Origin of the sequence: Azovibrio sp. (genome assembly GCF_049658005.1) — a bacterium.
Lineage (GTDB): Bacteria > Pseudomonadota > Gammaproteobacteria > Burkholderiales > Rhodocyclaceae > Azovibrio.
Genome location: NZ_JBASOH010000135.1, coordinates 38,344 through 62,821 on the forward strand (window position 1 = coordinate 38,344; position 24,478 = coordinate 62,821).

Consider the following 24,478-nt stretch of genomic DNA (forward strand, 5'->3'; position numbering starts at 1 on the left):
CTTTATGCGACTCGACCAACCCTCACTGGATCGCTTCCATGACTGAACCATGGGTGTCCGTGGACCAGATTGCCGGGCACCTTGGGGTGACGCGTGATTCGATCTTCCGCTGGATCGACCGCAAGGGTCTGCCGGCACACCGGGTGGGTCGCCTGTGGAAATTCAAGGTTTCCGAGGTGGATGAGTGGGTACGCGGCGGTGGCGCGGATGAAGAAAAAAACATGGCGATGCTGCCCCGTCATCGTCGCGAAAAAAATAGAGGGATGGCCTGAATGCCCACACTCAACTGGATCGGCAAGGAAGCCGTCGTCAAACACCATAAAGATGTGCCGTTTCGCCTGCTGGAGCCAGCGCCCGAGTTGTCTTGCGGCGATGCCAGCAGCGGCAACCTGATCGTGCAGGGCGACAACCTGCACGCCCTCAAGGCCCTGCTGCCGCGCTACGCCGGCCAGGTGAAGTGCATCTACATCGACCCGCCCTACAACACCGGCAACGAGGGCTGGGTCTACAACGACAACGTCAACAGCCCGGAAATCCGCAAGTGGCTGGGCGAGGTGGTGGGCAAGGAAGGCGAAACGCTGGACCGGCACGACCGCTGGCTGTGCATGATGTACCCGCGCCTGGTGCTGCTGAAGCAGTTTCTAAGTGACGATGGCGTGATTCTTATGTCTCTCGATGGCAACGAACATCGGTATGCCGAGGTTTTACTCGACGAGATTTTCGGTGCTACGAATCGCATTGAAACTTTCGTCTGGAAAAAGAGCTATGGCGGCGGTGCGAAGTCAAAGCAGGTTGTTAACCTGCACGAGTATGTCCTTTGCTTCGCGCGCAATAAGGAGCGGATCGGTGAAATCGAGCTTCCGCCGAGTGACGATGTAAAGCGCTACTACAAGTTTCAGGACGAAAAATTTGAGTCCAGGGGACCATTCCGCTTGCAGCCCCTCGCAACAAATAGCATGGATGCACGTCCGAACCTTCGCTATGCAATACCTTTCGACGGTGAGGAAATCTGGCCCGAGAAGCAATGGCAGTGGTCGAAAGATCGCGCCTTAGCTGCCTTAAATGCGAACGAACTTGTCATCAAGAAGGTCCGTGGGCGCTACTCAGTAAATTACAAACAATACCTTCGCGACGCTGATGGTGATGAGCGCGGATCGAAGCTCTACTCAATCATTGAGTCGATCTACACACAGCAGGGAACAAACGAACTGAAAGCCATGTTTGGCGACGGAAAAACGTTTGACTTTCCCAAACCGCCTGCGTTAGTTGAGCGGTTCATTCAAGCATTTACTCATCCCGAATCCATCGTTATGGATAGCTTTGCAGGCTCCGGCACCACGGGCCACGCGGTGCTTTCAGCGAACTCCAAGGATGGGGGCCGTCGTCGTTTCATCCTCGTGGAAATGGATGAAAACATTGCCCAGAACGTCACCCACGAGCGTGTCAAACGGGTGGCCGCAGGCTATACCAACGCCAAGGGCCAAGCCGTCGCGGGCCTCGGCGGTGGCTTTCAGTTCTGCCGCCTGTCCGCCGAGCCGCTGTTTGATGCCGACGGCCAGATCCGCAGCGACGTGACATTCGCCCAACTGGCCGAGTTCGTCTGGTTTGCCGAAACCGGCAGCGGCTTCTCTGGCAAAGCCGATTCCCCCTTGCTGGGCATCCACGAAGGCCGCGCCATCTATCTGCTCTACAACGGCATCCTCAAGGACCGCTCGGTCGCGGGCGGCAACGTGCTCACCGGCCCGGTGTTCGACGTGCTGCCCAAATTCGCCGGCCCGAAAGTGATCTACGCCGCCGCCAACCGCATGGGCAGCCGCGCACTGCGTGAGGGCATCACCTTCAAGCAGACCCCTTACGCGCTGGAGGTGTGAGTGATGAGTGATGGTCAATGTCTGGGCGCTGTACAACAACGCTGGGGAGAATCCGGCACTACTGGACTGGAGCGAGCAATGAATACCAAAACCATTGACCAGGCGAGTACTGCCGATCTACGCAGCTCATGGGTGGCATTGCAGCGGGCCGCGCAGCGCGCCCGTGAGCTGGCAGCCCAGACCGGCACCGAATTGGTGGTGAGTCGAAACTGCGTCATAGAGCGCATCAAACCTCAGCCCGACACGGCCAGTCATCGGGCGCAGGAAACGCCGGCGCAATACAAGGACGCACCATGAGTGCATTCGCCCCGAAAATCTATCAACAGCAGGTGCTCGACAGCGTGGAGGCCTATTTCAAGGCCTGCCACGAGCTGCCGTCGCCTTCGCTTGCGTTCACCGCCACTACTGAACGCCTGTGGGGACGCGGCAATCCGTACCACCCGCTGTCGGGCTTTCCGGCCGATATGCCGTACTTTTGCCTGCGCGTGCCCACCGGCGGCGGCAAGACCTGGCTGGCGGCCAAAAGCGTGGCATGGGTCAACACCCACCTGCTGCGCTGCGAATACAGCGTGATTTTGTGGCTGGTGCCCAGTAAACCCATCCGCGAGCAGACCCTCAAGGCGCTGAAGGATCGCCGCCACCCCTATCACGCCGCGCTGCGCGAGGCGGGGCCGATCACGGTGCTCGATCTCGAAGAAGCCAAGAGCGTGACACGCGCCACGCTGGACACTTCGACCACGGTGATTGTCGCCACGCGGCAGGCGTTTCAGGTGGAAGAGGAAGAGTGCCGCAAGGTGTACCAGTCCAGCGGCGCGCTGATGCATCACTTCGACAACCTCTCACCCGCGCAGCGCGATGAATTGCTCACCGATGGCGAAGGCAGCGAGCGCAGCACGCCGTATTCGCTGGCCAACGTGCTGCGCCTGCGCCGGCCGTTCGTGGTGGTGGATGAGGCGCACAACAGCCGCACCGAACTCGCCTTCGACATGCTGGCGCGCTTTCGCCCCAGCGGGGTGATGGAGCTGACCGCCACGCCCGACCTCACGCGCACGCCCAGCAACGTGCTGCACAGCGTGTCCGCCGCCGAGTTGAAGGCGGAAGAGATGATCAAGCTGCCGGTGGTGCTGGAAACCGAACCCCACTGGCAGCAGTGTCTGGCCGATGCCATTGGCCGCCGCGATGCGCTGCAGCGGCTGGCGGATGAAGAACGTCGCACGGGGGCGGCCTATCTGCGCCCGCTGGTGCTGATTCAGTCGGAGCCGCGCCGCACCGGCATCGAGACGCTGGATTTCGAGCGCGTGAAGAACGAGCTGATCACCCACCACGGCATTCCCGCCAATGAGATCGTGGTGGCCACCGGCGAGGAAAAGGGGCTGGAGAGAATCGACGCCGATTACCAGCTGGGCATTGCCGACCCGGCCTGCCCGGTGAAGTTCGTCATCACCCAGAAGGCGCTGGCCGAGGGCTGGGACTGCCCGTTTGCCTACATTCTGGTGAGCATGGCCTCGCTGTCATCGGCCACGGTGGTGGAGCAGTTGCTCGGGCGTGTGTTGCGCCAACCCGGCGCCAGCCATCGGCAGGCCAAGGCCTTGAACCAGTCTTATGCCTTCGTGGTGTCGCGCCACTTTGCCGAGACGGCCGCTGCGCTGCGGGATCGCCTGGTGGCCGGTGCCGGCTTCGAGCGACGCGAAGTCGCCGAGTTCGTCACCGCCGCGCTGCCTGAGCAGGCGCGGCTGGACCTGGAGGGCCACGCCGGGCGCGTGGTCGTTCGGCCGGTGGCGATTGCCTTGTCCGAAAAACCCGATCTGACCAGCGTGCCGAAGCCGGTGCGTGACAAGGTGAGCTGGGACGGCAAGCGGGGTACGCTGACGATCAGCACGCCGCTCACGGAAGATGAGGCCGAAGTGCTCAAGGCCTCGGTCACCTCCGAAACCGCTGCGGCGGCGATTGTGGAAGCCGCCGAAGTCAGCCGCACCACGGCGATCGAGTTCTTCCAGACGCCGGCCGAACTGGGCGAGCGCTTCCGGGTGCCGCAACTGGCCTTGCGCGTGCAGGGCCAACAAGCCGAGCTGGCGCTGTTCGATGACCCGGAGGTGCTGGAGTACCCGTGGGACCTTTCGCCCTACGATGCCGCGCCGACAGCCGATGACCTGGCGGCCCTGGGCGCGGCGCTGAAAGTATCGGAAGGCGGCGAGATCGACATCGACGCGGGCGGCCACGTGGTGTCGCGCTTTCTGCCCGAATTGCAGCGCGATCTGGGCCTCGTCTATCCACCGGAGCACTGGGATGAAGTGCGCCTTGCGACCTGGCTGTGCCGCAACCTGCCCGAGCCGTCGCTGACCCACCAAGCCAAGCAGGCCTTTGTCGCGGCGTGGCTTTCCGACTTGCTGCGCCGGGAAGGTTTCACACTGGCGCGCGCCAACCTGCAAAAGTTTCTGATCCGCAACCTGCTCGAGGCGCGCATTCGTGAACTGCGCAAGCAGGCCGTTGGCAAGGCGTTCCAGCAGGCGCTGTTTGGTGACGATGCGGCTGCGCGCGTGGCGGTGACCGATCAATACGCCTTCGAGTTTCATTCCCAGGCCTATGCCCCCAGCCGTGACTACGACGGGCGCTTCGGGCATTTCGATTTCCGCAAGCATTTCTATGGGCGCATGGGCGACTTCGACAGCAAGGAAGAGTTCGAATGCGCCTGCCAGCTGGACATGTGGGCGCAGCAGGGCCGCATCCAGTTCTGGGTGCGCAACCTGGTGCGGCGCGAAGGCTGCTCGTTCTTCTTGCAGAAGGCCGATGGCCGCTTCTACCCGGACTTTCTCTGCCAGTTGCCCGGTTCGGCAGGCCAGGCGGGGCCGGTTCTGGCGGTGGAATATAAGGGCGCGGATCGCTGGGCCGGCGCAGAGGATGACCGTCTGATCGGCGGCCTGTGGGCCAATCTGTCCGAGGGCCGTTGCCGCTTCGTGATGGTCAAGGACAAGCGCTGGGATTGGATCGAGGAGAAGCTGAAATGAGCGACTTCCAGCCGCAGTACGCCCGGTGGGATGAATTCCTGTCGGTTTGGCCGGCATCGCGGCTGGCGACCATGACGCTGGACGAATACAGCCTGGCGGGATCGAAGGATAGTTTCACCTACTGGATCGAATCGCGGCTCGACGAACTGGGCAGCATCTGGGGCGGCTCGGCGTTCAAGTTCGGCGTGTTCTCGCGCAAGGACACCGAGGCGAAAACAAACGACGGCAAGTTGAGCTACTCCGATACCCACGGTTGGTATTCATCGCTGGGCGCGACGGCGCAAGAAGCCTTCGAGCAGGTGCGCGGCTTTGTGGTGCAGGTGGCGACGCTGGCGGCGCAGGGGGATCTTGACGCCATCGAAGCCTTCGAGCATTTGGGCGAGGCGTTCAAATGGAAGATCGCCTTTCACTACCAGAATCGGCAAGCCCCGGTCATCGTGGACATCTTCAAGCGGGCGCCGCTGGCAGCTTTCGTCGGCGGCACCGTGAGCCAGAGCATGGCCGCCTTGCAGAAGGCGACGCTGGCCAGACGTCCGGTCGACCTTGGCATCCTGGAGTTCGGGCATCAGGTCTGGGAGGCGTGGAGCCAGAAGAATCTGGCGATCTGGAAGCTCTCGCACGGCAACTCGCCCAATTTCACCGATGCCGAGCGTCAGCACTATCTGGACGGCCAATGGGCGGTGATGCACCGCGACACCGGCAAGGAGCAGGGCAAGAGGTTTGCCGAAGCGCCGGTGGGTACGCTGTTCTTCCTGTGCCACGGCAACAGCCCGCAGCGCATCGGCCAGTTCACGTCGGCTGCCATGCCTTGCGCCAAGGGTGACGGCTGGTTGCAGCGCAGCTATCGGGTGCTGAAACCTGCAAATCGCACGGATCGCTACACCGCCAATTCCAAATACTGGTCGCCGCAAGGCAACACGACCTTCTGGCAGGTGGGCGCGGACGATCTGCCGGAGCTTGAATCGACCTTGCTCAAGCCGTTCTTCGGCACGGACTTGGCAGAAGTGGCCGCGCTGGCCGGCGAGCCGATAGCAGCGGCCGGCCTGGGCGACGGGGCCGCGCCGCCATCTGAACCCACCCCGGTTGCGGGCAGCAAAAAGTCCACAACCACTTGCTTCAACCGCATCTACTACGGCCCGCCCGGCACCGGTAAAACCTACACGCTGATGCAACTGCTCAAGCGCGATTACGAGCCGCAGGCCGCATCCATCGCCATCGAAGAATGGCGCTCCCAGATCATCGCCGAGAAGGTCGCGGTGCTGAAGTGGTGGGAGGGAATCGCGGCGGCACTGTATGACTTGGGCGGCAGCGCCAAGGTGCCTGAGCTGGTTGAGCACCGATTCATTCAGACCATTGCGCAAGCCAAAGGGCGGGTATCAGGCATTAGCGCAACGCTCTGGGGTACCCTGCAGCATCACACTGTCCTTGAGTCGAACACTGTCAATATCAAACTGCGTATGGGACCCGCCATCTTCGATAAAGCTGCCGATTCGGTGTGGCAGTTCGCCGGCGATTGGCAGGACGCTTGCGCCGACTTGATCACACTGGTCGAGCAGCTCAAGGCGGGCCAGCAGGACGCCGCCACGGTGCAGCGCTACAGCTTCGTGACCTTCCATCAGTCCTACGGCTATGAAGAATTCGTTGAGGGATTGCGCCCCGTGCTGAACGGCGATGCCGAGGCGGGGGAAGTGGAGTATGAAATTCGCCCCGGCGTGTTCAAGGAACTGTGCCGCAAGGCGCGACAGGCCCCCGACCAACGCTTCGCGATGGTGATCGATGAAATCAACCGGGGCTATATCAGCAAGATTTTTGGTGAACTGATCACCCTGATCGAGCCGGACAAGCGCGACCCACTCGATGGCAGCAAGCCGCCCATCGAACTGACGCTGGCTTATTCGGGTGAGAAGTTTTCGGTGCCTGCCAATGTGGACATCATCGGCACGATGAACACGGCGGACCGTTCGCTGGCCTTGCTGGACACGGCGCTGCGCCGACGCTTCGACTTCGTGCCGCTGCTGCCCGACACCCGCGCCGTGAAAGATGTGGATGAGCCGCACAGCGCGCCACTGGCGGGCCTGGTAGTCAGCACTTCCGCCGGCGCGATCGATGTCCGCCTGATGCTAGAGCGCATCAACGAACGCATCGAAGCCCTGTACGACCGCGACCACTGCATCGGCCACGCCTATCTCACGGCACTGACGGGAGTGGATGATGGCGAGGCCCGCTTTGAAAAAATGGCCGGCATCTTCCGCCATCGCATCGTGCCCTTGCTGGAGGAGTACTTTTTTGAGGATTGGCGCAAGATCCGGCTGGTACTGGGCGACAACCAGAAGCCCGAAGCGGCCCAGTTCATCACCGGGAGCGATGCCCACGAACAGGACTTGAGTGATTTATTCGGCAACGACCACGGCCTGGACTGCTACGCCACCAAGCGCCGCTATCAAGCCCAGCCGTCAGCGTTTGCCAACCCCGCCGCGTACCTTGGCATCTACCAGTCCTGGGCTTGAGGGGCAGATCAATGTCAGGCACCACGATCCACGAATTTGATGCGCTGGCGGCTGCCGCCCCTGGTGTGGTTGATACCGCAGGACTGCGTTCGGTGCCGCCGCAGGTGTTTGCCTGGCTGGAGTCCCAGGCGCTGCGCGTGGCCGAAGCGGGCGAAACCGCGTGGCTGAGACTGTCTCAACGGCGAGGTCGACGCGCCGTGCAGGTGGCCAGTTTCGTGGGCGTGATCCGGGCACCGGATGGGTATCAGATCGAGGTCCTGCCCAAAGTCGCCAAGGCCATCGGCGGCGGGGATGGAGAGGCGCGTGAGCTGCTGATCGAAATGCTGCGCTGCCTGGGTGGCTTTCGCCATATCCAGACCGACAGCGCCAAGCTGGCGGCTGCCCGCATGCCGTTACTCGAGGTGTTCATCGGTGAGTTCCTGCGCGCCGTGGAACACCTTGTCAAACGCGGCCTGCGCAGTGATTACAACCCGCAGCAAGACAACCTGTTTGCCTTGCGCGGCAAGCTGCAGATGGCAACGCACCTGCGGCATAACCTGTGCCGGCGCGACCGCTTCTTTGCGGAGTTCGACGAGTTTTCCCCCGACCGGCCGGAGAACCGGCTGTTGCACGCGGCATTACGGCGCGCGCTGGCCTGGACAGCCTCGCAGACCCATCAGCAACTGGCGCGCGAACTGTGCTTCGTGTTTGCCGAGGTACCGATGTCCCCGCATCCTTCGACGGAATTTCAGCGCGTCCGCCGGGATCGCGGCATGGCGCATTACGACGGGGCGCTGGCGTGGGCGCGGTTGATTCTGGAAGATGAATCGCCACTCACGGGCGCAGGCGACCATCGTGCGCCATCCCTGCTGTTCCCGATGGAGGCGGTATTCGAGGCCTTCGTCGCCAAGCACCTTGCCCGGCAACTTGGGCAGGGATTCACACTGCACACGCAAGCTCGCAGCCTGGCGCTGGTCCGGCATCTTGAGAAAGATTGGTTCCGTCTCAAACCCGATCTGCTGGTGCAGGCAGCAAAGGTCAATCGTCTGGTGCTGGACACCAAGTGGAAACTGATCGACGGCCAGCAAGCCACGAGTCCGGAGAAATACGGGCTGGACCAAGGGGACTTTTATCAACTCCACGCTTATGGCCAGAACTATCTCGACGGCGAGGGTGATGTGGTGTTGATCTACCCGAAAACGGACGCTTTCCACAAGGCGCTGCCGGTGTTCGAATTTCCGAAATCGTCAGGACTGCGGTTGTGGGTATTGCCGTTCTGCTTGCGGGACAAGCGATTGTTGTTGCCGGAGGGCGGCAGTCTCGATGCGTACTTCGTCCCCTCGCCACCGGTGAATCGAGTGCCCCACGAAATTGCGAACCAACCCAGGGCGGTGGCCTGACATGACCAGGCTCCCCCATCAACCTCACCGACCTGCTGCGCCAGCGTACGGTCGAAGCGAAAGGCGGAATCGAACCGGAACTGCTCAGCCTGACGGCACAGTTGCCGTGGGATGATCGCTTTAACCAGCAGGCAAAACTGAGCGATTTATCCAAACCGCTGATGCTTGAGTATTTGCGCGAGGTGAGCAGCGCCTTGGCCGACGATGCCGATGAGATGTCTGTGAAAGCGCTGGCGCACCAGATATTTCACCGGGACCATGAAGGCTGGCGACCTGCTGCGGGTGGGCAAATGTGCCGAATGCCACGTTGACGTGGCGCGAGAACTCGTGAGCTCGTGAGCTCATGAGCACGTCGCCGCAGCAACCCGCGCTAGTGCTCATGGGCCCCGACAGCGAGTTGTCCGGTCGTCAGCGAGTTGTCCGGTCGTCAGCGAGTTGTCTGGTCGTCAACTGCCAGCCACCGGAATTTCGCGGTAAACGCTCGAAGCCCCGCCCGTCTTGGCCTTGTCATATCCGGGGCCGGAACGGCGAAGGATGCAGGGTTCAGAGAAAGGGGGGCGTCCCGTCAGGGGTGAATCATGCGTTTGCCGTCCCATCTGCGCCTCTTCCGGTGCGGGGTCTATCCGTTTTGCCTTGTGCTGCCTGATGCGAGGTTGGCGGAATCCGGCTTTGAAACACGATCGTGAATTTACGCGATTAGACGCTAGAATGCGGCAAAGCAATGTTTTTGATTCTTGCATGCATTGTGATTGCCACATGAAGGGCATGGCTCGCACTTTGGAGCAGGTGAGTGAAAGCAGACAAAGCCATCGCGACTTACCGGCGCATGCGGGCGCAGCCACTGTGGCGCCTGCTTGCCTCGACGACCGGGCCTACCGTCATTGGCCTGCTTCAAGCCCATCTGTATGAGGGCGAGCGCAGCCTTCCTGCCTCCATTTTTCACGAACGCATCGCAAGGGACCTGGAAGAGCTGCGTGCCCAGGGCGAAGACTTTCCCCAAACGGCGCAGGCGTATGTCGCCAGCTGGCTCGCCGATGGGTTCCTGGAGCGACGTTTCCCGGCGGGGGCTTCAGAAGAGGAATATGAACTCTCCACGGCGGCCGTCGAAGCCATTCGGTTTGTCTCTGGCCTTGAGCAGCCGCACTCCGCCGCGACCGAAAGCCGCCTGACGCTCGTCATCGAGGCCTTGGCCCGGCTTGCCGAAGACACCGACACCGACAAGTTCCGCCGCATCGACCGGCTCATGGCCGAGCAAGCCCGCATCGACAAGGAGATTGACGCCATCCAGAAGGGGCAGATGCGCGTGCTGCCCCATGCAACGGCGCTCGAGCGCACGCGGGAGATCATCACGCTGGCCGACGATCTGGCCGGTGATTTCCGCCGTGTCCGCGATCAGTTCGACCAGCTCAATCGCGATCTTCGTGAACGCATCATGGACAACGATGGCAATCGTGGAGATGTGCTGGATTCGCTGTTCGCCGGAATCGACTTGATTTCGGAGAGTGACGCCGGAAGGACGTTCTCCGCTTTCTGGCGCTTGCTGACGGACCCGGAACAGGCCGCCACGCTTGACCAGGCGCTGGAGGGCGTCATGTCGCGGGAGTTCGTGGGCCAGCTCGAAGCCCGGGAGCGACGATTCCTTCTGCGGCTGACGCGCACCCTTCTCGAGCAGGGCGGCATGGTTCACGAGGTGCTCCAGAGCTTCGCGCGCAGCCTGAAGCACTTCGTCCAGAGTCGTGAATACCTCGAGCAGCGCCGACTCAACCATCTGCTCAAGGACGCCCAGCGCGCAGCACTGGCCCTGAAGAACGAAGTCAAGGCTACCGAAACCCTGCAATACACGCTGGAACTCACGAGCAGTCGTTTGCGCTCCTTGTCCCAATGGGTGCTGCATGATCCCTCTCTGCAAGCCTTGCCCGGCCAGATGGCGAAAGGGGATGCGCCGCCCATCGACCTGGAGTCCGTGAGCGAACTGGTCGCCCAGTCCGAGATCGACTTTCGCACCCTGAAGGCCAACGTGCTGGCAGTCCTGGAGCAACGCGCCCAGGCATCGATTGCCGACGTGCTGGAGCAGTTCCCCGCTGCACAGGGGCTGGGCAGCGTCGTCGGCCTGCTGGCCTTGGGCAGTCGGCATGGGTTCAAGGCCGACCACAGTGAAACCGTAGGCTGGCTTGGCGGCGACGACGAGCGTCGTAGCGCCCGAATTCCAAAGATCTTCTTTTTGAGGGAGCGGGCCAATGAACTGGTCTGAGAACATTGAGTCGGCAATGCCCGCCGAGGCACAAGCGCCAGATGCTGCGGCTCAGGCACCGGCCAACACCCTGTTCCTGGGCGACAGCGGCGAGTTGGCACTGGAGACCCGGCGCGCCCTGGTGCAACTGCTGGCAGGGCCATCGCTCGACGGGCGCCGGCATCCAAAACTCTGGCCGATCCTGGTGCGAGACGAAGCGGTGATCCGTCGTCGGCTTGCCGAACTGTTTCTCGAACTCGTCATCGACCGCGATATTCAAGTGGCTTTCACGCGCCAGGCCGATACCGGCGACCTCGAAGTGCCACTCCTGCTGCGGCGCGCCCAACTGACCTTCATTGACTCCATTTTGCTGCTCCACCTGCGCCAGCGATTGACCCAGGCGGACTCGCGGGGCGACCGTGCCGTGGTGTCGACAGACGAGATCACCGAGTTTCTCTCCCTCTATGAGCGCGCCGCCAATACCGACCGGGCAGGATTCGTGAAACGGGTTCATGCCTCCATCGAGAAGATCAAGAATCACAGCATCCTGCAGAAAATTCGTTCCAGCGAGGATCGCTTCGAGATTTCGCCGACCTTGAAGCTGCTCTTCTCGGCAGAGGAAATACAAGCGCTGACGCAGCTGTATCAGCGCATGGCGGCCTTCGATGCGCCAGCGCAACGGGTTCAGATTGATGCCGATGAAGAGGCCGAGCAATGATCCCGGAACCCCGGACTGCCTCCTTGTTTGCCCGCGAGCAGTTCCGGATGACCCGCCTGCAGGTGTACAACTGGGGCACTTTTTCCGGTCTGCATGACGTACCGATCAGCGAGCGGGGCTTTCTGTTTGTCGGTCGCTCAGGGGCTGGAAAGTCGACACTGCTCGATGCTTTTTCGGCTTTGCTGACACCGCCGCGCTGGATCGACTTCAACGCGGCCGCACGCGAGGCGGACCGCAGCGGTCGTGACCGAAACCTCGTCACCTACATCCGTGGCGCATGGGCGGAACAAAAGGATGGGGAGTCGGGTGAGATTGCCACCCGCTACCTGCGCTCGGGGACCACATGGTCAGCCTTGGCGCTGAGCTACCAGAACGCCTTGGGCCAGGTCGTGGTGCTGGTTCAGGTGTTCTGGCTGCGCGGCAATGCGAACGGGAGCGCCGACGTCAAACGCCACTATCTCGTCCTGGAGCGGGCCTTTGATCTGCGCGAGCTGGAGGACTTCGGCCAATCCAACTTCGACATCCGGAAGCTCAAGCAGTCTTTCCCTGAGGCGTTTGCCCGCGACGAGTTTCGTCCCTATTGCGAACGGTTCTGCCGCCTGCTCGGCATCGAGAGCGAAATGGCGCTGCGTTTGCTGCACAAAACCCAGTCGGCCAAGAACCTCGGCGACCTCAATACCTTCCTGCGCGACTTCATGCTCGACAGGCCCGGGACTTTCGAGGTGGCGGATCGCCTGGTCAGCGAATTTGGCGAACTCAATGCGGCCCACCAGGCAGTCGTCACGGCCCGCGAGCAGGTTCAAACGCTCGCGCCAGCGCGGGAGCAGCATCAGCGCAGGGAATCCTTGATGCTGCAGCGCAATGGTCTGGATGAGCTTCGGCTGGGCGTGGATGGCTACCGGGAAACCCGCCGCATTGAGCTCCTCAAGGAGCACGTGGCATCCCTAGAAGTGCAAGCCAGTGGCTCGGAAGGTGAAGTGGGGCGACGCCAAAGCACCCTGGATAACCACGCCACGACCTTGCGCGATCTGGAGCGGCAGCACCGCGAAGCAGGCGGCGATCAGATCGAGCAATGGGAAGCCGAGAAATCCGGGCTGGAGGGCCAGCGCACAGATCGCCTGCGCAAACGCGGTCAGGCCGAAGAGGCGTGCAAGAAGCTGGGCTGGAGCCTCCCGGATTCGCCACAGGCCTTCGCGGAACTGTTGGGCAGCGCGCGGCAGGAAGTCGAAAACTGGGAGCAGCGCAGCAACGATAGCCGCGCCGAGCAGTTCCGCCTGGCCGGTGAAAAAAGGGACGCTGAGGCCGCATTTTCGCAAGCAGTGAAAGAGGTGGAGGCACTGCAGCGCCAGCCATCGAACATTCCGGCGGACATGCTGGAAATGCGTCGAGACATCGCCGCCGCCATCGGAATCTCGGAGTCGGCACTACCCTTTGTCGGCGAACTCGTCGAGGTGAAGCCTGATGAGGCCGAATGGCAGGGGGCCATCGAGCGCGTACTGCACGGCTTTGCGCTTTCACTCCTGGTGGACGAGCGCCAGTATTCGGCGCTGGCCAATCACATCAACACCACCCATCTTGGCCAGCGCCTGGTGTATTACCGGACTGGCCGCCCGGAGACCTGGCAGGCCAAGCCTATTGGGGTCAATTCGCTCGTCCTCAAGCTGAACGTCAAGGAGGGGACGTATGCCGACTGGCTCCAGGCCGAGCTACGGCAACGCTTCGATTACGGGTGCGTCGATTCCATTCAGTCGTTCAGGAGTGCTGATCGCGCCATCACCCGCGAGGGCCAGGTCAAGCACAGCAAAACCCGGCACGAGAAAGACGACCGTAGAAAGGTCGGCGACCGACGCAACTGGGTGCTCGGATTTGATAACCGGGAGAAGCTTGCGCTCTTTCAAGCTCAGGCCCAGGAGCTGGCTGCCACGATTGCGCGCCTCGGCGGGGAGATCGACAAGCTCGCCGACCAGGACAAGAATCGTGCGGCCCGAGCCATGCAGTGCCAGACTCTGGTGAATCTCCAGTGGCAGGAAATAGATGTTCTCCCCTTGCTGGATCGCATCTCCACCATTGAGCGGCAGATCCGCGAAGCGCGCGAGGGCAACACCACCCTGCTGCACATCAGTGCGCAGATCGGTGAACAAAAGAAACTCGTCGATGAAGCTGACAAGGAGCTTCGGCAGGCAATGCGTGCGCACGATTCGATTGTTGACCAGATCAAGACCAGCACCCAGAAACTGGAAGCCCTCCTGCAGGACGCGTCTATCGTGCCCTTGACGCCCCATCAGGTTTCGGGCCTTGACGAGCGCTTCGCCAGGCAGTCAGAGGCAGTCCGGCTCGACAACCTCGACAAGGTGGCAACTTCTGTCGAGCGTGCACTCAATGCGGAGATTGAAGAGGTCAGCCGTGGGATTGGTGCCTGCGAGAAGGAAATGGAAGCGCGCTTTGCCGACTTCAAACGGCAATGGCCGATGGACGCGGGCGACATGGACACGAGTCTTGCCAGCGCGCCAGACTTCTTCGCCAAACTGGTGCGGCTGGAGACCGATGGTCTGCCCGCCTATGAGCAGCGATTCTTTGAATTGCTGCAGAACCAAAGTCACCAGAATCTGGCAGCGCTTTCCACCTACCTGAACGATGCGCGCAAGGCGATCCTGGAACGGATGGATCTGGTCAACGACAGTCTTGGCCAGGTGCCCTTCAACCAGAGCGCCCATCAGCGCACCTATCTCCACATCGACGCCAGCGACCGGCAGCTGGTCGAGGTCAAGGAGTTCAAGCAGGAGATCCAGCAGGCGCTGAGCCATGCATGGACGGAGGAGCGCGAGTTTGCCGAGGCGCGGTTCCTGGCCTTGCGACGACTGGTGGATCGACTCGCCAGTCAGGACCCCGAGCAAAAGCGCTGGCGTGAGACTGTGCTGGACGTTCGACAGCATGTCGAGTTCATCGGGCGGGAGATCGATGAAAGCGGCGTCGAGGTCGAGATCTACCGCAGCGGAGCAGGCAAGTCCGGCGGCCAACGGCAGAAGCTGGCCACCACGTGCCTGGCCGCAGCCCTGCGCTATCAACTGGGCGGAAACGACCACGGCGTGCCGATGTACGCGCCCGTCGTGCTGGATGAAGCCTTCGACAAGGCGGACAACGAGTTCACCGCTTTGGCGATGAACATCTTTACCAATTTCGGATTCCAGATGGTGGTCGCTACGCCGCTGAAGTCCGTCATGACCCTCGAACCCTTCATCGGTGGCGCCTGCTTCGTGGATATCAGCGATCGGCGCGTCTCAGGCGTCCTGCTGATCGAGTATGACGGTGATCGTCAGCGCTTGAAGCTGCCAGAGCACGCACGAGAGGAGGCTGGCGCTGAAGCTTCCTGAAGATGTTCGGCAGTTGCTTGCCCGTCGCTTTCAAAGCAGGCACCGCGAGTGGTTGTGCGGTGATCCGGGCGAGGGCCAATGGCCATTGGAAGTTCCGCTCGGCATACCGACGGAACAGGCTGCGCTGAGGCAGGTCGACGGCGTTCGTGCTTGGGTGGGCGCTTGGCAACATTGGCAAGCCAATACCGTACAAACATCGGGCACCTTGTCCTGGTGTGAGCGGCGGTGGAAAGCGCTTGGCGTCCAGCGACTACCGGAGAAGCTGGCGTTGCGCGGCCCGGAGGACGTTGCCATGTGGATCGGTGAGTCCGCACGATGGGGGCGTGCTCAATCGCGCTACCGGACGCTCACTTTTCGCTGGCCGGTACTGGCGCAGCCGTTGCCGCGGTATTTTGATGTCCTGGCGGACTACGGCGATGCCGATTTTCACCGGCTGGCAGAGATGCTGGATTGGATTGCGAACCATCCACAATCCGACCTCTATCCCCGCCAGCTGCCGGTGTCCGGCCTGGACAGCAAATGGCTCGATGGGCGCAAAGGGCTGCTGACGGATCTGGTGGCCGCAATTCAAGAGGACTCTTCCAGCGACCTGGATTTCTACCAGCGCTGCGGCCTGAAAGCACCTCCACTCCTTGTGCGAATGCGGGTGCTGGATCCGGCGTTGCGAGCCAGGGTCGGTGGCGTGGGTGACATCACTGCCCCCGTGGAAGACCTGGCGGGTCTCAATTTGCCGGTCTCCCATGGGTTCATTGTCGAGAACCTTCAAACCGGACTGGCAATGTCCGACATGCCGGGCGCCGTGGTGTTCATGCGGCTTGGCTATAACGTCGACGTGCTGGCCCGCTTCTCTTGGCTTGCCCGCGCGAAGTGCATCTACTGGGGCGATTTGGACACCCATGGATTTGCCATCCTGCATCGCGCCCGTTCCTACATTCCCGAGTTGCAGTCGGTGCTCATGGACGAAGACACCTTGCTGCAACACAAGACGCTGTGGGTGGATGAATCGGCGCAGCATCCAGCCACGGAACTGACACTCCTGACCGAGCAGGAACAGCAACTCTATTGGAATCTCAAGCAGCAGCGCTGGGGGCAAAACCTGCGCCTGGAGCAAGAACGGATCGACTGGGCTACCGCATGGAGCGCGTTGCAGCGGTCATTGACCCAGGGGCACCTGCCTGCCGCGGTGGTTGCCGATGGCAACACCTGATCAGCACAGCGCGTTCAGCACTTTTCCGGCTTCCGGCCAGGGCGGCCGTGGTTTGCCTGACTGTATCCGGTCGAGTGCCTAGAAGGCGTCGTCGACTGACGGCAGCTGGTTCTCGATCATGGCGCACAGCAGCCCGATGGGGCCACGGTTATCCCGCGTGCGCCGTCATGATTTCGGGCTGTCCAGCTTGGTCGGCATGCGCAGAGCAGTCACTGAAACAGGTTTTGCCCTGGAAGCGCAGCTTGAAAACCCTGATTTGGGGACCTATCACGGCTACCCCATGCCTGGGACGGATCCGCTGTCGCTGGAAGTCATTCGTCGTTGGAGAGGGCTCAATGGCTGATTTGTGCATCAACGCGAAGTGGATGGCATCAACATCCGGAGAACCGGAAGTCATGGCCACGGCAGCCTGGGTGGAGATTCATGTCGATAGCATGGCCCTGACCCGGAACCAGGATGTCTGGGCGGAGACCGTGCGTGACAGCGTCTTGGTCTCAGCCTACCCGCTGGCTATGTGGTTTGCGAGTTCGTGGTGGCGTCTCAATCATGAGCCCCTGCCAACGCAGCAGCCTGGCCATGACTGGCGTATGGCCCATGAGCTTGGTGCAGCCAATCACGGCTTCGTGTGGCCGCGCACCATCTTTATCCCGGATGGTGAGGCAATTCACGTGTGGGCCGGGGCATCGATGACGCCGGATCAGTCAGTGCAGTACCTGCAAGCGCTGGAAGTGCCGAAAATGATCACGTTGACTGGCTTTCAGCAGAGCGTCGAGCGCTTCATCCACAGCGTGCTGGCCCGCTTGGATGCCAAGGGGCTCGCGGGGTCGAATTTGGCGCAGCTGTGGGCCCTCGTGCAGGAAGATTCAGCGGACCCCGAGGGGCTCCGCAGGAGGAAGCTGGAGGCCGAACTGGGATTCGATCCCGAGGAGTGCCCGGAGCAAGCGCTGAACGCGGCATTGCTGTGGGAGAGCCAGGTCGGAGATGCGGCACTGTCAGAGCTGGCGCCGGCGATTGCAGCGTCGGGAGCTACCCCGGATTTGGCGCTCATCGGGCAACTGGCGAGTGCCGGCGGAATAGTTGGCACTCCCGAGATCTCGCCTGACAGCATCGATCATCTGGATCATGGGGCACCTTGGGAGCGTGCGATTCACGACGCTCGTGCGCTTCGGCATAAGATGGGCAATGTCAGCGGCCCAATCCCCGATCGTAGCCTACATGACCTGCTTGGCGTGAGCAGTGAGGCAGCCACCAATTGGTCGGCGCCGGCAGGACGGGCGCCAGTAGCGGTGGCGATACCACTGAACGATCACCAGTTGAAGTTTGTTCCGCGCCGGCGCAACCGTGTCGGGCGGCGCTTCGAGCTAGCACGTTTCTTGGGCGAATACCTCCGTCCCTCGTCCCACGAAGTGCGTTGGCTTGCATCAACCGACCTATCGACTTTCCGTCAAAAGTACCAGCGCGCTTTCGCCGCAGAATTTCTTTGCCCCATCGATTCATTGACGTCCTTTTTGAGCGGCGATTTCTCTTCATACGCCATTGAAGAAGCCGCCGCCGAGTTCGATGTCAGCGAGCAGACGATAACAAGCCTGTTGCTCAACAACGGCTACATTCACCATCATTGGACTGACGGCATGCCGTATCGAATGGTAGCCTGACCTGCTTTCGTGATCTCAAGTTCCGCTTGGGGTCAGAGGCGAGAGAGTTCGCGTTTCCCAACGTAGTAGCCTGATTTAGCTGAAAAATTTTGCCGCCCAGGACGGCTTCGCAAGTACCCGGAAACAAGCCTGTGCTTGTCCCTGCGCCGGCCCCGGCTGCCCCGATCTGCCTCACCACTGATCGATGGGAAGCGGTTTGCCGAAAAAATACCCCTGGAAGTGGCGGCAGCCACGCTCAAAGAGGAAGTCATACTGCGCTTCCGTTTCCACGCCCTCGGCGATGACCTCGAGGCCAAGTGACTTGCTCATGGCCAGTATGGCGCAAACGATAGCAGCATCACTCTGGTTGTTCAGGATGTCGCGAACAAACCCCTGATCGATTTTGAGTTGTGACAACGGCAACCGTTTCAGGTAGGCCAGTGATGAAAACCCGGTGCCAAAATCGTCGAGCGAGAAACTGACACCCAGTTGCTTGATCTCCTGCATCCGTTTCACCGTTTCATTCACGTCGGATAACAGCACGCTCTCTGTCAATTCAAGCTTCAGCCTGCCGGGGTCGATACCGGAACGTTCGATATGCCGGCTCACCTGTTCGGCAAAATCTTTCTGTTTGAACTGGATGGAACTGACGTTCACGGCAATGACCAGTTGGTTTTTATCCGGATCATCCTCCCATGCCTTGATCTGACTGCAAGCCTGGGCCATCACCCAGTTCCCGATGGGGATGATCAATCCACTATCCTCCGCCAGGGGGATGAACTGTGCCGGCGAAACCGGGGCGCCATGCTCAGGCAACCAGCGCAGCAGCGCTTCTGCGCCGACGCGATTGCCATCGCTATCCACCTGAGGCTGGTAGTAGAGGGACAACTCCCCGTTATCCAGTGCCCGGCGCAGTCCCATCGTCATCCTGGCCCGCTCTTCGATTTCCGTCTGCATCACTGGACTGAAAAAGCGGATGGTATTCCGTCCTGAATTCTTGGCCTGATAGAGCGCTACATCCACCTGTTTGATAAGCCCCTCAACCGAGTTTTCTTCTTCCTTGAAGATCGTCACGCCAATACTGGAGGTGGTGTAGTGGGAGAAACCGACGCTCTCGAACACATATTTCCTGGCGATCTCCCCGCGTATCCTTTCCGCCACCTTCATCGCCTGCCTGGTGGCACTGGACTCGTCAGACCCAAGCATCTCGATGATGACGACAAACTCGTCCCCGCCAAACCGGCCAACCGTACCCGTCTCCCCGACGCTGTCCGTGATGCGCTTGGCGACCTCACACAGCAGCAGGTCACCAATGCCGTGCCCTCTGGAATCGTTGAGGTCCTTGAAGTTGTCCAGGTCCAGCATCAACAGTGCGGCGTATTGCTTGTGCCTGACGCTGTTTGCCAGAGCCTCTTCCAGGTGGTCCATGAGGAGTCGACGGTTCGGCAGGCTGGTGAGCGGGTCGAAATAGGCCAGGTTGCGGATGTCATCTTCGGCCTGTTTTTTCGCGGTAATGTCTGAGTAGACGCCCAGGACGCCGATGATCTGCCCGTCGTTGTCACGCAGCGGCACCTTCGATACGCTCAGCCATAGTGACTTGCCGCCCGCAGTTTTACAGAAACATTCGCGGTCGATCTTCGGTATGCCGGAGTCCATGACGGCAATGTCATCCGTACGGATCTGTTCTGCAAGCTCAGTCCAGATCATGTCGTAGTCGGTCTTGCCAACTAACTCCTCGGGCGAGGCGTAACCCGCATCTTCGGCAAAACGGGTATTGCAGCCGATGAAACGGAAGTCACGATCCTTCCAGAATACGCGTATGGGCGCCGTCTGGATCACCGATTGCAGCAGATCTTTCTGTTCTTTCAGTTCAGCTGCATCTTCCCGCGACTTGCCGATGAGCTCGGCAAGCTCGTCAGTCATCGAGTTGATGCCGGCCTGGATCTGCCCGATTTCATCGTAATAAGTAACCGGTATCCTCTCTTGCAACGCTCCGTTCTTGATTTTCCCCAGAACCTTGAGCGATGCCTTCACCCTGCGAGTGATCAATCTATGGGCAACATAGACGATGACGAGTGAAGTCAGCAGAATGAATACCACGGAGCCGGCTACCCCCATGAGAATGATGCTTGTCTTCTTGGCATCGAGTTCCGCACTGCTGATCGTGAACACCAGGTGATACAGCGCGTCGCCGCTGCTGCTTGTCACCGCCTGCACGGCAGTGAGCGTGGATGCGCCCGGGATGAACCTCATTTCTTCCTTCGCGCGCACCAGCCAGTCGGACTTGATCGCTTCGATATCACTGGCCTTGCGTCCGAGATATTCCGGTGTTGTCGAGACGATGACATGACCGCTGCCCCCAATGACCACCCCACCAAGATAGGGTTCGCCAATCAGGTCTTGCATCAGTTTTTTTTGCGAAATGACGCTGATCGGCAGCTGGTCGGTGGCGATCATCTCGCCGACCCGACGCATGCTGGTATGGGTACGTTTCACCATTTCATGGCTGAACTGGTTGATATAAAACCAGCCAAGCGTACTGAGCGATGCGATCTCGACACCGACAACCAGAATGGCGACACGCGCGATGAGGCTCAACCTGGAATTTTTCACGGTTTATAGTGCGGCGTATTGGCAAATGGTTCGAGCCTGGTCGCTACTTCGCCTTCGTAACGGGCCTGTTCAGGGGTGACGGGCGAGAGAATCCGCACGCCACCTTCCGGGTGTTCATGACTCGGCTCCCAGGTGGCGATGTAGACCGTCTGCTGCAAATGGTGACTGACCGGGTCGATGTAGGCGGGATGGTCCTGCATCCGTTCCTTCGCCGTCCACCTGGACGTTTCCAGCTGCCGGATCACGGCATGGTTATCCGTGGTGCCGGCACGCTCGATTGCGCTCAGCAACGCCTGGGTCGCCAGGTACGCGGAATGGGTGACATCCCCCGGATAGTCGATACGGGTGTGGCCGTAACGCTGGCGATACCGCGCCACGAAATCCGCCGTTCCCGGCGTGTCCAGATTCCAGGCCCAGGTGGTGCCGTACAAGGGTCGCGGCGTGCCGGGTGCCGGGTACATCTCTTCCCAGTCCACTTCCCCCACCACCCATGCCTGGCGCTTGAAGACTTCCGGATCGATTTGCGAGAAGAGTTTGATCTGGTTGCTGCCGCTGATATTCACTGCAACGACACCCGCACGTTTGCTCTCCACCTCTCGAAGCGCGGTTTGTGGATCGCGCAGTGTCACGGGAACGACGACCTCACCCACCACGTTTCCCCCATACTCCTCGATGTATTGCCTCGACGCTTGCGCACTGCTATGGCCCCAGGTGTTGTCTTCGGTGAGCAACACGACCCGCTTCGACTCCCTTTGCTGCAGCGCGTACTTGAGCAAGGCCCGATTGAAGTTCGCCGCATTGGCATCGAAAACGAATTTGGTCCGGTGCGCATTTTCCACCGACTCCGACGGCGACGAGGAATTGGTATTGATGAAGATCACGCCGTATTTCTGGCAAACGGCGGACATGCTCGCCGCAACGCCCGAATCGATGGCGCCCAGCATGAAACCGATCTTGTTATCGACGATCAGGGAGTTGGCGACTTCCGCCGCCTTTTGGGGATCGAGGGTGGGATTCCGGGTAAGTAGAACGACCTGCCGTCCGAGGACGCCGCCGCGGACGTTCACTTCCTCGATGGCCATCTCCGCCCCACGCCGATCGGACTCGGCGTGCAGGGCAAAGCGACCCGTTGTCGGCGCCACATGCGCAATGAGGATGGGGTCTTGGGCTCCGGCGTTGGTAACGCCGATGACGCCAGACAGGGTCAGGGCCGCCAGAATGAATCGATGAATGAACCGGTACAACCCGCTGAACCGGTACAACCCGCTGAATCGGTACAACCCACATGGGACGTCACGCCGACGCCCTGGCCTGAAACGGTGGACAGCTTCCTTCAAGGTCATTTCCTCCTGCCAGTGCTCTTTGTTCCAGGGTGAGCTCGTGCCTGTCCATCCATGGCTGAAGGTGATCGAAGTCAGCGAAGTCAGTGCCGGCCCACCGCGGCCACCATACTGATTGGCTGCGGCGCATTCTACCACGGCGGCGGTTTGGCGTGCCGTCGGGCCGACGCAAGGCGAATGCCTGTCCATGACCGTCATGGTCCTGAATCCGTACCCATAAAGCCCTTGCCCAGCTTCAGCACGTTACGGCTCCCGCCATCTGCTATGCAGGTGCGCATGCACACCTCATGCGGAACCCGGGCGCCGATACGGTCCTGCTTGACAACTGTGGTACCCATATGAACCTCCAGCAATGATCTGATCGCCCAGTCTCAATAAACGAGTTGCGCTGCCAACCGCCGGAACTGGCGCGGCGGACAAGAAAAAAACCCAAGAAAAAACCCAACCGGTCAGGGTCGGGTTTCGGAAATTGGTGGGCCCCCCGGGAGTCGAACCCGGCACCAACGGATTATGAGTCCGCTGCTCTAACCAGGCATGAGCTAGAGGCCCGTACTTTGAAAACGGCGGTGCATCAGCTGTTGCCCGTATCCACGAAAGTGCGCAGCTTGTCGGAGCGGGTCGGGTGGCGAAGTTTGCGCAGCGCCTTCGCTTCGATCTGGCGAATGCGTTCCCGGGTGACGTCGAACTGCTTGCCGACTTCTTCCAGCGTGTGGTCGGTGTTCATTTCGATGCCGAAACGCATGCGCAGTACCTTGGCTTCCCTCGGTGTGAGGGTGTCGAGGATTTCCGCCGTCACTTCCCGCAGGCTGGAGTACATGGCGGCATCGGCGGGGGCCAGGGTGGCCGTGTCTTCGATGAAGTCGCCCAGGTGGGAATCGTCGTCGTCGCCAATCGGGGTTTCCATGGAGATGGGCTCCTTGGAGATTTTCATGATCTTGCGGATCTTGTCCTCGGGCATCTCCATTTTTTCGGCCAGGGTGGCGGGATCGGGCTCCAGCCCGGTTTCCTGCAGGATCTGGCGGCTGATCCGGTTCATCTTGTTGATCGTCTCGATCATATGCACCGGGATGCGGATGGTGCGGGCCTGGTCGGCGATCGAGCGGGTGATGGCCTGGCGGATCCACCAGGTGGCGTAGGTCGAGAACTTGTAGCCGCGCCGGTATTCGAATTTGTCCACCGCCTTCATCAGGCCGATGTTGCCTTCCTGGATCAGGTCGAGGAATTGCAGGCCGCGGTTGGTGTATTTCTTGGCGATGGAGATCACGAGGCGCAGGTTGGCCTCGGTCATTTCGCGCTTGGCGCGGCGGGCCTTGGCTTCGCCGGTGGTCATCTGCCGGTTGATGTCCTTGAGTTCCTTGAGGGAGATGCCCAGGCGGTTTTGCAGGTCGATCAGCTTTTGCTGCTCTTCCCGGATGTTGGGGGCATTGCGGGTCAGGATCGCCACATAGGTCTTGGGGGCGATGGAAATTTCCTTGTCCACCCATTCCAGATTGGTTTCGTTGCCCGGGAAGCTCTTGATGAAGTGGGGGCGGGGCATGCGCACCTTGTCGACGCAGGTGCGCTGGATGTTGCGCTCGCTCTCGCGCACCCCTTCGACCATGCTGCGCACGCTGTCGCAGAAGCGCTCGATGGTGCGGGAGGTGAAGCGGATGTTCAGCAGTTCTTCGCTGATCTGCTGTTGCAGCTTGATGTAGGTCTTGTCCTGGGTACCTTTTCTGGTCAGGGTCTCGAGCATCTTGGTGTAGTGGCTGCGGATGCGTTCAAAGCGTTCCAGGGCTTCTGCCTTGAGCTGGGCCAGGGAGGCGGAGGCTGCCTTGCTGGCGGCTTCTTCGTCGCTCTCTTCGTCCGCGTCTGCCTCTTCGTCGCCTTCGGCTTCGTCGAGGGCGGCGCTGGCGGCGGCCGTAGCGGCAGTTGCGGCGGCCGTAGCGGCTACTTCTTCTTCGCTGGGGGCGTTGGGGTCCACCAGGCCATCCACCAGTTCATCGATGCGGATTTCATCGCGCTCGACCTTGTCCGCCATCTCGAGAATCTCGGCAATGGTGGAGGGGCAGGCGGAGATGGCCTGCACCATGTGCTTGAGGCCTTCTTCGATGCGCTTGGCGATTTCGATTTCGCCTTCACGGGTCAGCAGTTCCACGGAGCCCATTTCGCGCATGTACATGCGCACCGGGTCGGTGGTGCGGCCGAATTCGGAGTCCACGGAGGACAACGCCTGTTCGGCTTGCTCTTCGGCTTCTTCGTCGTCAGCCGCCGCGGGGGTGGCATCGGACATCAGCAGTTCTTCGGCAGCCGGGGCTTCGTCAAAGACCTTGATGCCCATATCGCTGAAGGTGCTGATGATGGATTCGATCTGCTCGGCATCCACGACGTCGTCGGGCAGATGGTCGTTGATCTCGGCGTAGGTCAGGAAGCCGCGTTCCTTGCCCAGTTTGATCAGGGCCTTGAGACGCATCTTGCGGGTTTCGGCATCCACCTCAGGGGTTTCGACGCGGGTACTTTCGTCCAGAATCTGTTCGGCTGCCTTCTCCTTCGCCTTGGCTGCACGAACTTTTTGCAGCGCTTTCGCGGTTTCTTTCGTCTTGTCTTTAACCATGACTACCTGC

15 protein-coding genes and 1 tRNA gene are annotated in these 24,478 nt (G+C 60.9%); 12 read left to right on the plus strand and 4 right to left on the minus strand.

Translation table 11 applies throughout. The features are described from left to right. The first annotated feature begins 38 nt into the window (after nucleotides 1-38). The 12 genes from WBH99_RS13295 (at nucleotide 39) to WBH99_RS13350 (ending at nucleotide 17,943) form a co-directional block, all read left to right on the plus strand. Nucleotides 39-272, plus strand: coding sequence for a helix-turn-helix domain-containing protein (locus tag WBH99_RS13295; RefSeq protein ID WP_424220574.1), 234 nt, complete (start codon nucleotides 39-41; stop codon nucleotides 270-272). Then, the gene (locus WBH99_RS13300) at nucleotides 273-1,871 is read left to right on the plus strand and encodes a site-specific DNA-methyltransferase (RefSeq protein ID WP_424220575.1); all 1,599 of its coding nucleotides are present in this window, start codon (nucleotides 273-275) and stop codon (nucleotides 1,869-1,871) included. A 78-nt stretch (nucleotides 1,872-1,949) separates the two neighbouring features. Then, on the plus strand, nucleotides 1,950-2,168 hold the full coding sequence (locus tag WBH99_RS13305) for a hypothetical protein (protein WP_424220576.1): 219 nt from the start codon (nucleotides 1,950-1,952) through the stop codon (nucleotides 2,166-2,168). Then, nucleotides 2,165-4,876: a DEAD/DEAH box helicase gene (locus tag WBH99_RS13310; RefSeq protein ID WP_424220577.1), complete on the plus strand. Its 2,712-nt coding sequence runs from the start codon at nucleotides 2,165-2,167 to the stop codon at nucleotides 4,874-4,876. Before WBH99_RS13305 ends, WBH99_RS13310 begins: the two co-directional genes overlap by 4 nt. Beyond that, entirely contained in the window at nucleotides 4,873-7,383 is a 2,511-nt protein-coding gene (locus WBH99_RS13315; RefSeq protein ID WP_424220578.1) for an McrB family protein, read from the plus strand. The genes WBH99_RS13310 and WBH99_RS13315 overlap by 4 nt, the downstream gene beginning before the upstream one ends. An 11-nt stretch (nucleotides 7,384-7,394) precedes the next feature. Further along, nucleotides 7,395-8,762 carry an McrC family protein gene (locus WBH99_RS13320; RefSeq protein ID WP_424220579.1) on the plus strand — a complete coding sequence of 456 codons (1,368 nt, stop codon included), beginning with the start codon at nucleotides 7,395-7,397 and terminating at the stop codon, nucleotides 8,760-8,762. A gap of 790 nt (nucleotides 8,763-9,552) precedes the next feature. Beyond that, nucleotides 9,553-11,013 carry a DUF3375 domain-containing protein gene (locus tag WBH99_RS13325; protein WP_424220580.1) on the plus strand — a complete coding sequence of 487 codons (1,461 nt, stop codon included), beginning with the start codon at nucleotides 9,553-9,555 and terminating at the stop codon, nucleotides 11,011-11,013. Between the two features lie 16 nt (nucleotides 11,014-11,029). Next, on the plus strand, nucleotides 11,030-11,710 hold the full coding sequence (locus WBH99_RS13330) for a DUF4194 domain-containing protein (RefSeq protein WP_424220581.1): 681 nt from the start codon (nucleotides 11,030-11,032) through the stop codon (nucleotides 11,708-11,710). 47 nt (nucleotides 11,711-11,757) lie between these two features. Further along, a complete protein-coding gene (locus WBH99_RS13335) occupies nucleotides 11,758-15,081 on the plus strand; it encodes an ATP-binding protein (protein ID WP_424220582.1) in 3,324 nt (1,107 codons plus the stop codon). A 52-nt stretch (nucleotides 15,082-15,133) separates the two neighbouring features. Next, nucleotides 15,134-16,288 carry a Wadjet anti-phage system protein JetD domain-containing protein gene (locus WBH99_RS13340; protein WP_424220597.1) on the plus strand — a complete coding sequence of 385 codons (1,155 nt, stop codon included), beginning with the start codon at nucleotides 15,134-15,136 and terminating at the stop codon, nucleotides 16,286-16,288. A gap of 118 nt (nucleotides 16,289-16,406) precedes the next feature. Beyond that, nucleotides 16,407-16,631 (plus strand): hypothetical protein, encoded by a 225-nt coding sequence (locus WBH99_RS13345; protein WP_424220583.1) that lies wholly within the window; start codon nucleotides 16,407-16,409, stop codon nucleotides 16,629-16,631. Beyond that, nucleotides 16,624-17,943, plus strand: a complete 1,320-nt coding sequence (locus WBH99_RS13350) for an ImmA/IrrE family metallo-endopeptidase (protein ID WP_424220584.1) — start codon at nucleotides 16,624-16,626, stop codon at nucleotides 17,941-17,943. Before WBH99_RS13345 ends, WBH99_RS13350 begins: the two co-directional genes overlap by 8 nt. Before the next feature lie 171 nt (nucleotides 17,944-18,114). Here the strand turns inward: WBH99_RS13350 and WBH99_RS13355 are convergent, their stop codons facing one another. The 4 genes from WBH99_RS13355 to rpoD form a co-directional block, all read right to left on the minus strand. Next, a complete protein-coding gene (locus tag WBH99_RS13355) occupies nucleotides 18,115-20,520 on the minus strand; it encodes an EAL domain-containing protein (RefSeq protein WP_424220585.1) in 2,406 nt (801 codons plus the stop codon). An 11-nt stretch (nucleotides 20,521-20,531) separates the two neighbouring features. After that, on the minus strand, nucleotides 20,532-22,073 hold the full coding sequence (locus tag WBH99_RS13360) for an ABC transporter substrate-binding protein (protein WP_424220586.1): 1,542 nt from the start codon (nucleotides 22,071-22,073) through the stop codon (nucleotides 20,532-20,534). A 272-nt stretch (nucleotides 22,074-22,345) separates the two neighbouring features. Continuing rightward, nucleotides 22,346-22,424: transfer RNA gene (locus WBH99_RS13365), tRNA-Ile, on the minus strand. Between the two features lie 22 nt (nucleotides 22,425-22,446). Next, nucleotides 22,447-24,468 (minus strand): RNA polymerase sigma factor RpoD, encoded by a 2,022-nt coding sequence (rpoD, locus tag WBH99_RS13370; protein ID WP_424220587.1) that lies wholly within the window; start codon nucleotides 24,466-24,468, stop codon nucleotides 22,447-22,449. Between the last annotated feature and the right edge of the window lie 10 nt (nucleotides 24,469-24,478).

Coding starts and splice junctions, on each gene's coding strand:
- rpoD (WP_424220587.1), bottom strand. CDS start 24,468: ATGGTTAAAGACAAGACGAAAGAAACCGCGAAAGCGCTGCAAAAAGTT.
- WBH99_RS13305 (WP_424220576.1), top strand. CDS start 1,950: ATGAATACCAAAACCATTGACCAGGCGAGTACTGCCGATCTACGCAGC.
- WBH99_RS13310 (WP_424220577.1), top strand. CDS start 2,165: ATGAGTGCATTCGCCCCGAAAATCTATCAACAGCAGGTGCTCGACAGC.
- WBH99_RS13360 (WP_424220586.1), bottom strand. CDS start 22,073: ATGACGGTCATGGACAGGCATTCGCCTTGCGTCGGCCCGACGGCACGC.
- WBH99_RS13315 (WP_424220578.1), top strand. CDS start 4,873: ATGAGCGACTTCCAGCCGCAGTACGCCCGGTGGGATGAATTCCTGTCG.
- WBH99_RS13350 (WP_424220584.1), top strand. CDS start 16,624: ATGGCTGATTTGTGCATCAACGCGAAGTGGATGGCATCAACATCCGGA.
- WBH99_RS13295 (WP_424220574.1), top strand. CDS start 39: ATGACTGAACCATGGGTGTCCGTGGACCAGATTGCCGGGCACCTTGGG.
- WBH99_RS13335 (WP_424220582.1), top strand. CDS start 11,758: ATGACCCGCCTGCAGGTGTACAACTGGGGCACTTTTTCCGGTCTGCAT.
- WBH99_RS13330 (WP_424220581.1), top strand. CDS start 11,030: ATGCCCGCCGAGGCACAAGCGCCAGATGCTGCGGCTCAGGCACCGGCC.
- WBH99_RS13300 (WP_424220575.1), top strand. CDS start 273: ATGCCCACACTCAACTGGATCGGCAAGGAAGCCGTCGTCAAACACCAT.
- WBH99_RS13320 (WP_424220579.1), top strand. CDS start 7,395: ATGTCAGGCACCACGATCCACGAATTTGATGCGCTGGCGGCTGCCGCC.
- WBH99_RS13345 (WP_424220583.1), top strand. CDS start 16,407: ATGGCGCACAGCAGCCCGATGGGGCCACGGTTATCCCGCGTGCGCCGT.